Below are 15,071 nucleotides of genomic sequence, written 5' to 3'. Positions count from 1 at the left end.
CATGGCGAGTCAACGGCCGGGGTTTCCCGTGCGGCTCACGCCTACCGCTTCGGCTGCGACACGCGGACGAACGTCGGCTGTTCCTGCCAAGCCGATCGTCGTGCAGGCGGCTCCGTCCATGGCGTCCGAAGCAATTCGGGCGCGAATGGTGCAGCGCTTGGCCGCGCAGGGCATCAGCGACCCGCGCGTGAGGCGTGCGATGAGCGCCGTCGAGCGGCATCGTTTCGTGGACAGCGCCTTGGTCAATCAGGCGTATGAGGACACCAGCCTTCCCATCGGACTTGGACAGACCATCTCGAAGCCGAGCGTCGTGGCGCGGATGATCGAGTTGCTGCTGGGCGCTCCAGCGTTGGTGAACAAGCCGGCAGACAAACTTGGACGTGTGCTCGAGATCGGCACCGGTTGCGGTTATCAGGCTGCGGTGCTGAGTCACGTCGCGTCCGAGGTGTACAGCATCGAGCGCCTGCGTGGGCTGCACGAACGTGCACGCGCCAACCTCCGACCGTTTCGTCTGGCCACGGTCCATCTGTTGCTGGGCGACGGTATGGTGGGCTTTGCCAAGGGTGCTCCCTATGCGGGCATCATCGCCGCGGCAGGCGGTGAGGCGGTACCGGATACCTGGCTCGCGCAGTTGGCCGTGGGAGGGCGCATCGTCGCGCCGACCCAATCCGCCACCGGTGGGCAGGCGCTTGTCGTCATCGACAAGACGGCACGCGGAGTCGACCGGCGCGTTCTTGAGGCGGTCCACTTTGTCCCCCTAAAATCGGGGATTGCTTGAAGGAAGAACACATGCAGGGTTTTGGCAATCGGGGCTGGCTTGCCGGCGGGATGCTGGTGGTCGCACTCTTGATTGCGGGATGTGCCGCGAAGCGCGGTCCCGTCCCAGTGGAAGACCGCGGAACGATGGTCAGCACGCCGGCAACGACGACGCCCGGCACGGCCCCAGGCGTTCCGCCCATCACGACCGACGCATCGGGCAAGCCGCTGCCGGGCATCGAGAACTACGGCAAGCCGGGCTACTACGCCGTGCGTCCCGGCGACACCATTCGGCGAATCGGCACGGAGACCGGTCAGAACTGGCGTGATATCGCGCGCTGGAACAACCTCGACAATCCCGATCTCATCGAAGTGGGCCAGGTGCTTCGTGTGATTCCGCCTGTCGGCGGAGCGACGCCGGCCGTTGTGGCGGATGCGGGCAAGACTACCGCACCTGCAACGGCCGCGACCCCCACGCCGGGTGCCAGCGCGCCTGCGCCGGCACCAGCTGCGAGTGCAGCCGCGAGGCCGACTCCCTCCATCGTCACGGCATCGCCTGCGACGCCGGCGGCAACTGCATCGGGCGACGAAGACGTGGGTTGGATCTGGCCCGCGCAGGGCTCGCTGATCGCGGGCTTCGACGAGGCCAAGAACAAGGGCTTGGACATCGGCGGCAAGGCCGGTGATTCGGTGATCGCTGCTGCCGATGGACGGGTCGTCTATGCTGGGGCGGGCCTGCGCGGCTACGGCAACCTCATCATCCTGAAGCACAACAACACTTATCTCACCGCCTATGCCCACAACCGCACGCTGCTGGTGAAGGAAGACCAGTCCGTGCAGAAGGGCCAGAAGATCGCCGAGATGGGCAGCAGCGACGCGGACCGCGTGAAGCTGCATTTCGAGATTCGTCGGCAGGGCAAGCCCGTCGATCCGGCGCGCTATCTGCCCGCCCGCTAGGACCATGCATGGCCGCTTCTCGCCTGCGCCGCACTCAAGTCGTGCGGCGCGCGGCGGGCGGCAACGGTAGTGTGTCGGCCTTCGATGCTCACGGGCAGGGCGGCGACTCGGACAACACCTCGGAGCGCGCCGAACCGGACGACGTTCGCGAGTTCGGGCGAAGTGGTGCCCCGCTCGAAGCCGGCGAGGGCGGTGACTCGCTGACGCTCTACCTGCGCGAGATCCGGCGCACCGAGCTGTTCACTCCCGACGAAGAATTCAGGACCGCTTGCGCAGCACGCAGCGGTGACTTTGCTGCGCGGCAGTCGATGATCGAGCACAACCTCCGGCTGGTGGTCAACATCGCCAAGGGCTATCTGGGGCGAGGCGTGCCGTTGGCGGACTTGATCGAGGAAGGCAACCTCGGCCTGATGCATGCGATCAACAAGTTCGAACCCGAAAGAGGGTTTCGCTTCTCGACCTATGCGACCTGGTGGATCCGGCAATCCATCGAGCGCGCTGCGATGATGCAGGCGCGTGCCATCCGCTTGCCGGTGCACGTTGTGCGCGAACTGCAGCAAGTGTTGCGAGCGCGGCGCACGCTGGAGGGGGACGCCGAATTTGTCGCTCGTCGCCCCGATGGTGTGCGGGTCGAAGATGTCGCCGCGTTGCTGGGGCGTGAGGTTCAGGCCGTGGCGGATCTGATGGCGCTGGCAGAAGCGCCACGTTCACTCGACGCGGGCAGCGAGCGCAGCGAGGACAGCTTCAGCCTGGCCGATACGGTGGCGTCCGAAGATGAACACAGCGACCCCACCGGCATCACGCAGACGCACGAGGTCGAGAAACTGCTCGATCAATGGATTCTTGCATTGAGCGAGCGCGAGCGGGAGGTTCTCCAAGGCCGCTACGGTCTGCATGACCGTGATCCTGAAACGCTAGAGGTGCTGAGTGTCCGACTGGGCCTCACGCGCGAACGCGTACGTCAGATCCAGAACGAGGCCTTGGCGAAGATGAGAAGGCAACTAGCCCGGGCCGGCGTGCATCGAGACGCTTTGCTTTGAGTGCTGGCGGAGGCAGGAGGCGCCGCACTGAGACAATCGTCGAATGACGGATTCGATACAAACTAAAAAGGCCGGGCTGCACCTCCACGACGACGAATGGTTGCAGGTCGAGTCGCTGGACCTCGACGCCCAGGGTGTGGCGCACAAGGCCAATGGCATGGTGGTGTTCATCGAGGGCGCTCTGCCTTTCGAGGAAGTGCAACTCAACGTGCATCGCCGCAAGAACAACTGGGAGCAGGGCACTGTGACGGCCATCCGCAAGGAGTCATCGCAGCGCGTGCGCCCTGGGTGCCCGCATTTCGGGTTGCACGCGGGCGCTTGTGGTGGCTGCAAGATGCAGCACCTGGATGCGGTGGCGCAGGTGGCAGTGAAGCAACGGGCGCTCGAGGACAACCTGTGGCATCTCGGCAAGGTGCGGCCCGAGAGTATGCTGCGCCCCCTTGAAGGGCCGACCTGGCATTACCGTTATCGAGCCCGGCTGTCGGTGCGTCATGTGGTCAAGAAGGGCACGGTGCTGATCGGCTTTCATGAGCGCAAGAGCCGATATCTCGCCGACATGCAGGTGTGCCCGGTCCTGCCGGCACGTGTCAGCGGCATGTTGATGCCCCTGCGCGCGCTTATCGGGTCGATGGACGCCCGAGATACTTGTCCGCAGATCGAGCTTGCGTGTGGCGAAGGGCCAGATGGCGCTGAACTTGGTGTCATTGCACTGGTCCTCAGGCATCTGGAGCCCTTGTCCGATCATGACTTGGCTCGACTGAAACGCTTCGCGGCCGCGCATGAGGGTGTGCAATGGTGGCTGCAGCCGAAGGGGCCGGAGACGGTGCACCTGCTCGAACCGAACGACGCCGCCATGCTGGCCTATCGGCTGCCCGAATTCGGCGTCACGATGCCCTTCAAGCCGACCGATTTCACTCAGGTCAACGCGCATATCAACCGCGTGCTCGTCAGTCGAGCGCTGCGGCTGCTAGATGTGCAGCCGAACGAGCGCGTCATCGACTGGTTTTGTGGGCTGGGCAACTTCACGCTTCCGCTGGCGACCCGCGCGCGCGAGGTGCTTGGGATCGAGGGCAGCGAGGCGTTGGTGTCTCGGGCCACGGAAAATTTCGAGCGCAACAAGGCCGCTGTCCCAAGCCGAGGCGCGCTGGCTCCCACGACTTTTGTCGCACGCAATTTGTTCGAGATCACGCCCGAGATGCTGGTGGCGGACGGCGTCGCGGACCGGTGGCTGGTCGACCCACCACGCGAAGGCGCGTTTGCGTTGGCCAAAGCGCTGGCCGATCTGCATCAACAGAACGATCCGTCGAAGGACGGCTGGTCGCCACCGCAGCGCATCGTCTATGTGAGCTGCAACCCGTCGACGCTGGCACGCGATGCTGGCCTGCTGGTCCATCAGGCGGCGTACCGTTGCACATTCGCCGGTGTTGTGAACATGTTTCCTCACACGGCGCACGTGGAGTCGATCGCGGTATTCGACCGGGCATGAGAAAGGGGCCCGTAGGCCCCCTTTGCGAACGTTTGGCGACTGGCGCTCAGTCGCGCTCGCCACCGAAGATGCCAAGCAGCGCCAACAAGCTCTGAAACACGTTGAACATGTCCAGGTACAACGAAAGCGTGGCGCTGATGTAGTTGGTTTCGCCGCCGTCCATGATCTGCTTGAGGTCGTAGAGCATGTAGGCAGAGAAGATGCCGATTGCCGCGACCGAGATGGCCAGCATGCCGGCGCTGGAGCCCACGAAGACGTTGATGACCGCGCCGACCATCAGCACCAGGGCGCCGACGAACAACCACTTGCCCATGCCCGAAAGATCGCGCTTGATCACCGTGGCCAGCGAGGCCATGACGAAGAACACGCCCGCCGTACCGCCGAAGGCGGTCATGATGAGCTCGGAGCCGTTCTTGAAACCGAGCACCATGGCGATCAATCGCGACAGCATCAGCCCCATGAAGAAGGTGAAGGCCAGAAGAACAGGAACGCCTGCAGCCGAGTTCTTGGTCCTTTCGATGGCGAAGATGAAGCCGAAAGCGCCACCCAGAAAGACGATGAGGCCCAGGCCACCGCTCAGCGAGCGCGTGATGCCGGTTGCGACGCCGAGCCATGCACCGAGCACGGTTGGCAGCAGGCTCAGGGCGAGCAGCCAGTAGGTGTTGCGCAGCACGCGCTGACGATCTGCTTGCTGCAGCGTCTGGCCGTAGCCGACGGAAGTGTCGAGGGTGTTGACGCGGTCGTTCATTGCTGAAGCTCCTGGTGGTAACTGCGACGGGCAGTTGAGGGCATTCTAGGGGGGTGCAAGACGAGGTTCGGACAAAGACCCGCCTGATCATGGCGCTAAATGGAAGGCGGCTTCGTAAGGCGCCTGGCAGGTCCCGAGGCTATGCTCGGCGTTTGCTAATTTATTCGGAAGACCATGAAAACCAAGTCTTTTCTAGAACTCGCTGACGCCAAGGCGGTCGCCTCTGCAGCCGAAGCCGAGGCACTCAAGAACAACTGGCCTGTGACGATCGCCATCGCGGACGATGCCGGCAATCTGCTGTGGTTGCAGCGCCTGGACGGTGCAGCAGCCATCTCGTCGCACATCGCTCCTGCCAAGGCCCACACGGCTGCCATGGGACGGCGCGAAAGCAAAGTGTACGAAGACATGGTGAACGGCGGCCGCACCTCTTTTCTAAGTGCACCCGGCATTGAAGGCTTGCTCGAAGGTGGTGTGCCGATCGTCAAGGATGGCCAAGTCATCGGCGCGGTCGGCGTCAGCGGTGTGAAGTCGAACGAAGACGCTCAGATCGCCCGCGCTGGCATCGCGGCATTGGGGCTCTGAACGCCAGGCTCCAAAACAAAAAACGCCGACCTTGGGTCGGCGTTTTTATTGGGGTGTTCAAGGTGGAAAAAAAGCTTGGCTAGTCGGTGCGAAACCGTTGGCTAGCAAAAAACGACCCTTCGGAGATGCAATCTCCTCGAGTCGCCCCACGATGAAACTTGCGCGAGGGGCGAGCTGACGACTACTTGGTGAGGATCAGCTTGCCGAGTTTGGTGGCCTGCAGACGATAAAGCGAACCGTTATGCATGATGCCGACACTCTTGCCACCCTTCAGCAGTTCTGCGCTTTCGAGCAGGGTGACTGGACGGGGCATGTCGCCGATGGCACGTCCGCCGCCCGAATGGTCGAGCGAGGGGTGGCTCAGGACACTGAAGGCATTAGGCGTGGCTTGCATGGAAGGTTCCCTTCATCGAATCGATAAGAGAATGATAATGATTCTCAATAAAAAGTCAATCGGCGTGATCGATTTTTTTGCGTCGATCTGCCGCAACTACTTGGATTCGGGTTCGGTGATGAAGCCGATCTTGCGCACACCGGCCTCTCGTGCTGCCGACATGGCTTGCGCGACGCGCTCGTAGCGCACGGCCTTGTCGCCGCGAATATGCAGTTCGGGCTGCGGGTCTTTGGCCGCCTCGGCAGCGAGCCTGCTGCGAACCTCGCCGTCGTCGATCTTTTGTTCGTTCCAGTAGTAGCTGCCATCGGCCGCCACGGTGAACAGGATATTTTGTGGCTTGGTCTGTTCCGGCTCGCTGGTTGCGCGAGGGAGGTCGATGTTGACGGCGTGCTTCATGACCGGCACGGTGATGATGAAGATGATCAAGAGCACCAACATGACGTCGACCAGCGGCGTCATGTTGATCTCGTTCATCACCTCATCGGGTTCGTCTTGAGTTCCGAAGGCCATGCTGTTCAGCCTTTCTTGAGCGGGACCACCGTTGCTTCGCCGCCGCTTTGAACCCGAGCGCCGGTCACGAAATAGGCATGAAGGTCATGAGCGAAGCTGTTCAGCTTGGTCAGCACGAACTTGTTTCCGCGCACCAGAGCGTTGTAGCCGAGCACGGCGGGGATGGCGACAGCCAGACCGAGTGCGGTCATGATCAACGCCTCGCCGATCGGGCCTGCCACCTTGTCGATGGTGGCCTGGCCGGCCGAGCCGATGCTCATCAACGCGTGGTAGATGCCCCATACCGTGCCGAACAGCCCGATGAACGGGGCCGTCGAGCCGACCGAAGCAAGGATGGCAAGGCCGGTTTGCAGACGCGCGGTGAACTCATCGATGCCGTTGCGCAGCGAGCGGGTGATCCAGTCGCTCACGTCGAGCGAGTCGTGAAGATGCGCCTTGGTGTTGCGATGGTGCGCTGCAGCCTCGCGGCCTTCGAGCGCAAGCGCGCGGAAGGGGTTGCTGTCGTCCTTGCCGAGCTTGTTGAGCGCAGTGGCAAAGTCTTCGCTGTGCCAGAAGTCCTGCGAATGCCTCGCAAGACGCTTGTACCGAATGACGTCGAGCGCCTTGACCAGGATCACGATCCATGAGGCCAGCGACATACCGATCAAAAGCACGGCCACGGCGCGGGTGACGAAATCGCCCTGGTTCCAGACGTTCATCAGGCCAAAGTGGGAATCCATACGAAGCTACTCCAAAAAACTAATTGAGAACCCAATTGATCGGGACATTGAAATCCATTTCCTCGACAGCGCCATTGCGCTTACCCGGGACGTAGCGCCAGCGCATGACGGCAGCGATCGCTGCTTCGTCGAGCCGTTCGTAGCCGCTGGATGAGCGAATCGTGGCGCGCTTTGGCTGGCCATCGACGCCGATGGTCACTCGCACAATCGTCTTGCCTTGTTCGCCGAGGCGTCGGCTCATTGCTGGGTAAGACGGCTTCGGGTTTTGCAGATAGTCTGCGTCGCTCGACGGCAATTGGATCGAAGGCGGTGCAGGCGGCGCGGGGGGAGGCGCTGGCGGTGCAGGTGGAGCCGGCGGTGCAATTGGCGCCGGGGGCGGAGGCAGCTCGACCGTACCGACCGGCGCGTTGGGCGCGGGCACTGGCTTGGGCTCGCGAATGGCCTGCGGCCGCGGCGGAGGAGGCGCCTTCGTGATCTGCGGCTTAGGCGGCGGGGGAGGCGGAGGCTCCTTGGGCTTGGGCGGTTCGATGAACTCGCTCAGGATCTCGACGGGAATGATGACTTCGGCGGCTCGCCGCAGCAGGCCACTTTGCAGTGCCCAAAGGGCCGCGACGTGGAAGAGCACGACGCCGCCCGCGATGAGTGCGTTGCGCGAAAGACCGAGGACAGTTGGGGGAGGCGAATAGAAGCGGTCAGACACAATCAAACATTCAGGTGCCGACACCGCGACGGCGCCGGATACAAATAACCGCTAGCTGTTATTTACGAAAGATCCACCAGGCCGAGCCGGTGACGACGATCAGGCTGATGCCGAGTGCCGCGAAGAGTTCCATGCCCTGCTTTCCGTGATGGCGCTGGCGAGCTGGATCGAACTCGACTCCGTCTCGCGGCTGAGCGCTGCGATCGGATGGGAGGCGCTGCACTGCGCGACAACGTCACGCGCACAACTCTCGCACTGGCCGCACTGGGTGGCGACCCCGAGTTCAAACTGCACTTCGTCGAAAGTCATCCCGGCTCGCACATGGCGTGCGATCTCGCGATCGGACACTCGACGACAAACGCAAACGATCATGGCGGTGGAACGGCAGGTTGGCTGGCTGTTTGCTGGAGGCATGATTATAAATAAGAATCCATCGCATTTGCAATAACTATCGTCAGCGCCGCACGTTCGGGTGGCTGCTCAGTCGTCGAAGCGTTGCTGAGCCCAAAAAAAAGGGACCCCAAGGGCCCCGTGCGCCGAACGACCGAAACCGCCGTTACTCGATTTCCCCCATTTGCGACTGAAGATAGTTCTGCAGGCCGACCCTGTCCACCAAGTCGATCTGCGTCTCGAGGAAGTCGATGTGCTCCTCGGTATCGTCCAGGATGCCCTGAAGAAGGTCGCGCGAAACGTAGTCGCGCACAGCTTCGCAATGGGCGATGCCGTCTTTGATTGTCAATTGCGCGCCCATCTCGGACGCCAGGTCGCATTGCAGAATCTCCGGGACGTCCTCACCAACGCGGAGCTTGGCCAGGTCCTGCAGGTTCGGCAAGCCATCGAGCATGAAGATGCGGTCCATGAGCTTGTCCGCATGTTTCATCTCGCCGATGGATTCTTCGTATTCCTTCTTAGCCAGCTTGTCCAAGCCCCAGTGCTTGAGCATGCGGTAGTGAAGGAAATACTGATTGATGGCGGTGAGCTCGTTCTTGAGCTGAGCCTGCAGATGGTCGATGACTTGAGGGTCGCCCTTCATGACTATTCCTTGTTCTTGAAACCATCGATTGTGAGAGGCGACCCTTGGCGCAGCAAGGAAACCCACGCTCGCGCGGTCTGCATGCGTGTGATGGTGATAGGCGTTCGTATTCGCCAGGTCAGCGGTGCGAACTCGTCGCGCTCATAGCGCGCTGCGATGTTTTTTATAGCGTATAGCTATCATGGGTGATAATTTGGTAGTTATACTTGGAACTCGTTTTTCACATCAACCCCAAGGAACCATACATGTCCCTGATCAATACTGAAGTCATCCCGTTCAAGGCCACCGCATATCACAACGGTAAGTTCGTGCCGGTCAGCAACGAGAGCTTCAAGGGCAAGTGGTCGGTCGTCGTGTTCTATCCTGCCGACTTCACCTTCGTTTGCCCGACCGAACTCGGCGATCTGGCAGACCACTACGCAGAGTTCCAGAAGCTCGGCATCGAGATCTACGGCGTTTCGACCGACACGCATTTCACCCACAAGGCTTGGCACGACACCTCCGACACCATCGCGAAGGTCAAGTACCCCCTGGTTGGCGATCCGAGCCAACAACTCGCGCGCGCCTTTCAGGTGCTGATCGAAGAAGGTGAGGACGCGGGTCTCGCATACCGCGGTACCTTCGTGATCGATCCCGAAGGCAAGATCAAGACCATCGAAGTGCATGACAACGGCATCGGCCGTGACGCCAATGAACTGCTCCGCCGCGTGAAGGCTGCTCAGTACGTGGCTGCCCACCCTGGCGAAGTCTGTCCCGCCAAGTGGACGGAAGGCGCCGATACGCTGAAGCCGTCTCTCGACCTCGTCGGCAAGATCTAAGCCGTCCCGCTGCGCAAGGCCCGGGCGCGCTCGCTCCCGGGCCTTTCTGCTTCTTCGCATTTCCAAGGAATCAGGTTCACCATGCTCGACGCCGGCACCAAAGCACAACTCAAAAGCTACCTCGACCGAATCAGTCAGCCGGTAGAAATCGTCGCTTCGCTCGACGACGGCAAGGCATCGATCGAACTTCAATCGTTGCTGAAAGATGTAGCGGAGTCGTCTTCGCTGGTGAAGGTCAGCGAGAGTCGCGACGACAACCACCGCAAGCCCTCGTTCTCGATCAATCGGCCCAGTCAGAGCAACGGCCCCCGCTTTGCCGGCCTGCCGATGGGCCACGAGTTCACATCCCTGGTGCTGGCGCTGCTGCAGGTTGGTGGCTATCCGCCCAAGGTGGACGATGCCCTGCTCGAGCAGATTCGCGCGCTCGACGGCGACTTCGAGTTCGAGATCTACATCTCGCTGACTTGCCACAACTGCCCAGATGTTGTTCAGGCTCTCAACCTGATGGCGATCCAGAATCCGCGCATCAAGGCGACGATGATCGATGGATCGCTGTTCCAGGCTGAGGTGAACGACCGGCAGATCATGGCCGTGCCCACTGTTTTCCTCAACGGCACCGAGTTTGGCCAGGGCCGCATGAGTCTGGAAGAGATCCTCGCCAAGATCGACACCGGTGGCGTGGAACGCGAGGCGAAGAAGATTGCGGAGAAGAAGCCCTTCGACGTCCTCATCGTCGGCGGCGGGCCAGCCGGCGCGGCGGCGGCGGTTTACGCGGCGCGCAAGGGCATTCGTACCGGTGTGGCGTCGGAGCGCTTCGGGGGGCAAGTCCTCGACACGATGGGCATCGAGAACTTCATCTCTGTCAAGGAAACGGAAGGACCCCGATTCGCACTTGCGCTCGAGGAGCACGTTCGCCACTACGACGTCGACATCATGAATCTGCAGCGTGCGGCGGCGCTGGTACCCGGCGATGACTTCATCGAGGTCAAGCTGGAGAGCGGGGCGTCGCTCAAGAGCCGCTCAGTCGTCATCTCGACCGGCGCACGGTGGCGCAACATCAACGTTCCTGGCGAACAGGAATACAAGAATAAGGGCGTGGCGTATTGCCCGCATTGCGACGGACCCCTGTTCAAGGGCAAGCGCGTAGCTGTGATCGGCGGTGGCAACTCCGGCGTCGAGGCCGCGATCGACCTGGCCGGCATCGTGGGACATGTGACGCTGATCGAGTACGACACGCAACTGCGTGCCGACGAAGTGCTGCAGCGCAAGCTGCGCAGCCTGGCCAACGTCGACGTGGTCACGCATGCGCAAACTACCGCGATCACCGGCGACAAGCAGAAGGTGGATGGCCTCACCTACAAGGACCGTGCCACCGGTGAAAGCCGCCAAGTGCCGCTGGAGGGCGTGTTCATCCAGATCGGCCTTGTGCCTAACACCGACTGGTTGAAAGGCACTGTCGATCTGTCGAAGCACGGCGAAATCGTCGTCGACGCCAAGGGGCAGACCTCAGTGCCTGGGGTGTTCGCGGCGGGCGACGCAACGACGGTGCCGTTCAAGCAGATCATCATTGCGGCCGGCGATGGCGCGAAGGCGGCACTCAGCGCCTTCGATCACCTGATTCGTAGCTCTGCACCTGCGGAAAGCGTCGGGACGGCTTGATGCGAACCTGAGATCGCCGATGTTCGGCCCACATTTCGCGGGTCACGGAAGCGATCTCTCTTCAGCCTCAATAGGTCAAGCGTTCCGGCCGCAATTCCTGCAGGATCGTGGTCGCGATTTCCTCGATCGATTTGGTTGTCGTCGATAGCCAGCGGATGCCGGCGCGGCGCATCATCGCTTCGGCCTCGCTCACCTCGTGCCGGCAATTCTCGATGCTGGCGTAGCGCGAATTGGGGCGGCGCTCGTTGCGGATTTCGCTGAGGCGCTCAGGCTGGATCGTCAGGCCGAAGATCTTCTTGCGATGTGGCATCAGTGCAGGCGGAAGCTGCCTGCGCTCGAAGTCTTCCGGAATCAGCGGGTAGTTGGCAGCCTTCAAGCCGTGCTGCATGGCGAGATAGAGCGACGTCGGTGTCTTGCCGCTGCGACTGACACCCACCAGGATCACATCGGCACTTTCAAGGTCGCGGTTGCTTTGCCCGTCGTCATGCGCCAGGCTGAAGTCGATGGCTTGGATGCGGGCGTTGTATTCCTTGCTCTTGCTAACGTCGCTGAACCGTCCGATCCGGTGGTTCGACTTCATCGCCAACTCGATCTCGAGAGGGCGCACGAAGGTGCCGAACATGTCGAGCAGCATGCCTCTGCAACCAGTTTCGATCACCTCGAGCACGTCCATGTTGGCCAACGTGGTGAAGACGATGGGCCTGATCCCCTCCACCTCGGCCGTGTGATTGATGCGCCGGACAGCCTGGTGCGCCTTGTCCACCGTGTCGGTGAATGGCAGGCGCACATGGCGAGGCTTGATCTCGAACTGGGCCAAAACGGCGTTACCGAAGGTTTCGGCCGTGATGCCGGTGCCGTCTGAAACGAAGAAAACAGTGCGTGTGTGCATTCTTGGCGGCCTTGTCCTGCGGCGTACCGACCTGCTCGGCGCCTACAATCCGGACGATTATCGGGAATGCCAGAGCGTTCCCGCCACCCCCACGCCTTTTACATGCACCCCGCGCCTGCGCCCAGAGCAACAAGAATGATCGCGCCCCGCTGCCGCCTGCATGCCGCCCCGGTTTCAACTTCTGGAGCTTTCCCATGTCTCAACTCTTCGAAGCGACCGCCCTGGTCGTACCGTTTGAAAACCTGAGGATGACCGACGTCGAGGCGGTCGGCGGCAAGAACGCCAGCCTTGGCGAGATGATCTCGCAATTGCCACAAGGCGTCCGCGTGCCGACCGGCTTCGCGACCACTGCCCATGCTTTTCGTGAGTTCCTGGCCCATGACGGTCTGGCCGACCGAATCAGCGCGAAGCTCAAGAGCTTGGATACGGAAGACGTCCGCGCCCTGGCAGCGGCCGGCGCCGAGATCCGCAGCATGGTTGAGGCGCAGCCTTTTCCTGCGGATTTGCAAAAGGCGATTCATGTGGCATTTGCCGAACTCAGCGCCGGCAACCCGGACGCGTCGTTCGCAGTGCGCTCGTCGGCGACCGCCGAAGACCTGCCGGATGCTTCATTCGCGGGCCAGCAGGAAACTTTCCTGAACGTGGTCGGCGTCGAAGACGTTCTCCACAAGATGAAGGAGGTCTTCGCCTCCCTCTACAACGATCGCGCCATCAGCTATCGGGTGCACAAGGGCTTCGCCCACGACGTTGTGGCGCTGTCTGCCGGCGTCCAGCGCATGGTGCGTAGCGACCTGGGTGCCGCCGGCGTCATGTTCACCATCGACACCGAGTCCGGCTTTCAGGACGTGGTCTTCATCACATCGAGCTACGGTTTAGGCGAGACGGTTGTGCAGGGCGCGGTCAACCCGGACGAGTTCTATGTGCACAAGCCCATGCTCAAGTCCGGAAACCGTGCGGTGATCCGGCGCAATCTGGGCTCCAAGTTGATCCAGATGGAGTTCGCCACCGCCGCCGAGAAGGCGGCCAGCGGCAAGCTGGTGAAGACTACCGATGTGCCGGCCGAGCAACGCAACCGTTACTCGCTGACCGACGCCGAGGTGGAACAACTGGCCCAGTACGCCTTGGTCATCGAGCAGCACTACGGTCGTCCCATGGACATCGAGTGGGGCAAGGACGGCACCGACGGCCATCTCTACATCCTCCAGGCCCGGCCGGAGACAGTGAAGAGCCAGCAGCAAGGCAAAGCCGAGCAGCGCTACAAGCTGCTGGGCCGCGGAGCCGTGCTCGCCGAAGGACGTGCGATTGGTCAGAAGATCGGCACGGGCCCTGTGCGGCTGGTCCACAGCATCAGCGAGATGGACAAGGTGCAGCCCGGCGACGTGCTGGTGACCGACATGACCGACCCGAATTGGGAGCCGGTGATGAAGCGCGCTGCTGCCATCGTCACCAACCGCGGCGGGCGCACCTGCCACGCAGCGATCATCGCGCGCGAGCTTGGAATTCCTGCGGTCGTCGGATGCGGCGACGCGACCGATCTGCTGAAGGACGGCACCTTGGTCACGGTGAGCTGCGCGGAGGGCGACACCGGCTTCATCTACGACGGCCTTCTTGAAACCGAGGTCACCGAGGTCCAGCGCGGCGAGATGCCCGAGATCGACATCAAGTTGATGATGAACGTCGGAAATCCTCAGCTGGCTTTCGACTTTGCTCAGTTGCCGAACCACGGGGTGGGCTTGGCGCGGCTCGAGTTCATCATCAACAACAACATCGGCGTGCATCCGAAGGCGATCCTCGACTACCCGAACGTCGATGTCGACCTCAAGAAGGCGGTCGAGTCGGTGGCGCGAGGTCATGCTTCACCGCGTGCGTTCTACGTGGACAAGGTGGCGGAAGGCATTGCCACCATTGGCGCCGCCTTCTGGCCCAAGCCCGTGATCGTGCGCTTGTCGGACTTCAAGTCCAACGAGTACCGCAAGCTCATAGGCGGCAGCCGCTATGAGCCGGAAGAAGAAAACCCCATGCTGGGCTTCCGCGGTGCGGCTCGTTACCTGAGCGAAGACTTCGGAGAAGCGTTCGCCATGGAGTGCGAGGCCTTGAAGCGCGTCCGTGGCGAAATGGGCCTGACCAATGTGCAGATCATGGTGCCTTTCGTTCGCACCTTGGGCCAGGCCAAGCGTGTCACCGAGCTGCTCGGCGACCATGGTCTCAAGCGCGGCGAAAAGGACCTCAAGCTGATCATGATGTGCGAGGTGCCCAGCAATGCAGTACTGCCCGAGGAGTTTCTGGAGTACTTCGACGGTTTCTCGATCGGGTCGAACGATCTGACGCAGCTGACGCTGGGGCTCGATCGTGATTCCGGCCTGGAACTGCTGGCGGCCGACTTCGATGAGAGGGATCCCGCCGTCAAGGCCTTGCTCTCCCGCGTCATCAAGGCCTGCAAGACACAGGGGAAGTACGTCGGCATCTGCGGGCAAGGTCCAAGCGATCATCCCGATTTCGCGGCTTGGCTGGCAGAACAGGGCATCGAATCGATCTCGCTCAATCCCGACAGCGTGATCGACACCTGGCGGCAATTGGCCCGCGATTAAGGGTCTGCTCCGGCGTGGCCTCGGCTCCGCCGGAGTGCTACTTTCCTCACGACATCAAGCTGTAATTTCTGCGTCAGCTTGATGCTTTTGCGGCCAAGCCAATCTTTGGTGTCAAACTTCTCGGCCTCCAGGGAGCCGTCCCGAATGGCTTGCACAAGGCGACAAGAAGCGAGCGTGTTCCGGGATCTCGGG

16 protein-coding genes are annotated in these 15,071 nt (G+C 61.9%); 8 read left to right on the top strand and 8 right to left on the bottom strand.

Features of this window, described 5'->3' with window-relative positions; genetic code table 11:
* The first annotated feature begins 1 nt into the window (after position 1).
* From B0W80_RS08930 to rlmD, 4 genes are read left to right on the top strand one after another with little or no spacing between them, the layout of a single operon-like run.
* Complete coding sequence (locus B0W80_RS08930) at positions 2 to 778, top strand: protein-L-isoaspartate(D-aspartate) O-methyltransferase (protein ID WP_076998772.1); 777 nt, start codon at positions 2 to 4, stop codon at positions 776 to 778.
* 11 nt (positions 779 to 789) lie between these two features.
* Entirely contained in the window at positions 790 to 1,713 is a 924-nt protein-coding gene (locus B0W80_RS08925; RefSeq protein WP_076998771.1) for a peptidoglycan DD-metalloendopeptidase family protein, read from the top strand.
* A gap of 8 nt (positions 1,714 to 1,721) precedes the next feature.
* A complete protein-coding gene (locus B0W80_RS08920) occupies positions 1,722 to 2,753 on the top strand; it encodes a sigma-70 family RNA polymerase sigma factor (protein ID WP_076998770.1) in 1,032 nt (343 codons plus the stop codon).
* Positions 2,754 to 2,796: 43 nt separating this feature from the next.
* Positions 2,797 to 4,239 carry a 23S rRNA (uracil(1939)-C(5))-methyltransferase RlmD gene (rlmD, locus tag B0W80_RS08915; RefSeq protein ID WP_076998769.1) on the top strand — a complete coding sequence of 481 codons (1,443 nt, stop codon included), beginning with the start codon at positions 2,797 to 2,799 and terminating at the stop codon, positions 4,237 to 4,239.
* 46 nt (positions 4,240 to 4,285) lie between these two features.
* On the opposite strand, the gene B0W80_RS08910 is transcribed toward rlmD, so the two are convergent.
* Positions 4,286 to 4,987 (bottom strand): Bax inhibitor-1/YccA family protein, encoded by a 702-nt coding sequence (locus B0W80_RS08910; protein WP_076998768.1) that lies wholly within the window; start codon positions 4,985 to 4,987, stop codon positions 4,286 to 4,288.
* Between the two features lie 174 nt (positions 4,988 to 5,161).
* On the opposite strand from B0W80_RS08910, the gene B0W80_RS08905 reads away from it, so the two are divergent.
* Positions 5,162 to 5,569, top strand: coding sequence for a heme-binding protein (locus B0W80_RS08905; protein WP_076998767.1), 408 nt, complete (start codon positions 5,162 to 5,164; stop codon positions 5,567 to 5,569).
* Between the two features lie 181 nt (positions 5,570 to 5,750).
* On the opposite strand, the gene hemP is transcribed toward B0W80_RS08905, so the two are convergent.
* From hemP to bfr, 6 genes are all read right to left on the bottom strand, one after another.
* The gene (gene hemP / locus B0W80_RS08900) at positions 5,751 to 5,963 is read right to left on the bottom strand and encodes a hemin uptake protein HemP (protein ID WP_076998766.1); all 213 of its coding nucleotides are present in this window, start codon (positions 5,961 to 5,963) and stop codon (positions 5,751 to 5,753) included.
* A 96-nt stretch (positions 5,964 to 6,059) separates the two neighbouring features.
* Positions 6,060 to 6,473, bottom strand: coding sequence for a biopolymer transporter ExbD (locus B0W80_RS08895; protein ID WP_076998765.1), 414 nt, complete (start codon positions 6,471 to 6,473; stop codon positions 6,060 to 6,062).
* Positions 6,474 to 6,478: 5 nt separating this feature from the next.
* On the bottom strand, positions 6,479 to 7,192 hold the full coding sequence (locus tag B0W80_RS08890) for a MotA/TolQ/ExbB proton channel family protein (protein WP_076998764.1): 714 nt from the start codon (positions 7,190 to 7,192) through the stop codon (positions 6,479 to 6,481).
* Positions 7,193 to 7,211: 19 nt separating this feature from the next.
* Positions 7,212 to 7,895, bottom strand: a complete 684-nt coding sequence (locus tag B0W80_RS08885; RefSeq protein ID WP_076998803.1) for an energy transducer TonB — start codon at positions 7,893 to 7,895, stop codon at positions 7,212 to 7,214.
* Positions 7,896 to 7,991: 96 nt separating this feature from the next.
* Positions 7,992 to 8,264: a bacterioferritin-associated ferredoxin gene (locus tag B0W80_RS08880; protein ID WP_076998763.1), complete on the bottom strand. Its 273-nt coding sequence runs from the start codon at positions 8,262 to 8,264 to the stop codon at positions 7,992 to 7,994.
* A gap of 184 nt (positions 8,265 to 8,448) precedes the next feature.
* Entirely contained in the window at positions 8,449 to 8,925 is a 477-nt protein-coding gene (gene bfr, locus B0W80_RS08875) for a bacterioferritin (protein WP_076998762.1), read from the bottom strand.
* A gap of 245 nt (positions 8,926 to 9,170) precedes the next feature.
* Between bfr and ahpC the strand changes: the two genes are divergently transcribed.
* Positions 9,171 to 9,743 carry an alkyl hydroperoxide reductase subunit C gene (ahpC, locus tag B0W80_RS08870; protein ID WP_076998761.1) on the top strand — a complete coding sequence of 191 codons (573 nt, stop codon included), beginning with the start codon at positions 9,171 to 9,173 and terminating at the stop codon, positions 9,741 to 9,743.
* An 81-nt stretch (positions 9,744 to 9,824) separates the two neighbouring features.
* Positions 9,825 to 11,402: an alkyl hydroperoxide reductase subunit F gene (ahpF, locus tag B0W80_RS08865; protein ID WP_076998760.1), complete on the top strand. Its 1,578-nt coding sequence runs from the start codon at positions 9,825 to 9,827 to the stop codon at positions 11,400 to 11,402.
* Between the two features lie 67 nt (positions 11,403 to 11,469).
* On the opposite strand, the gene B0W80_RS08860 is transcribed toward ahpF, so the two are convergent.
* Positions 11,470 to 12,291, bottom strand: a complete 822-nt coding sequence (locus B0W80_RS08860) for a pyruvate, water dikinase regulatory protein (RefSeq protein WP_076998759.1) — start codon at positions 12,289 to 12,291, stop codon at positions 11,470 to 11,472.
* A 194-nt stretch (positions 12,292 to 12,485) separates the two neighbouring features.
* Here B0W80_RS08860 and ppsA point away from each other — a divergent pair, with 194 nt between their 5' ends.
* Positions 12,486 to 14,879, top strand: coding sequence for a phosphoenolpyruvate synthase (gene ppsA / locus B0W80_RS08855; RefSeq protein WP_076998758.1), 2,394 nt, complete (start codon positions 12,486 to 12,488; stop codon positions 14,877 to 14,879).
* Positions 14,880 to 15,071: the final 192 nt, after the last annotated feature.

Origin of the sequence: Variovorax sp. KK3, assembly GCF_001984055.1 — a bacterium.
GTDB lineage: Bacteria > Pseudomonadota > Gammaproteobacteria > Burkholderiales > Burkholderiaceae_C > Variovorax.
Note: the sequence above shows the minus strand (reverse complement) of the source record. Positions and strands in the feature narration are given on the sequence as shown.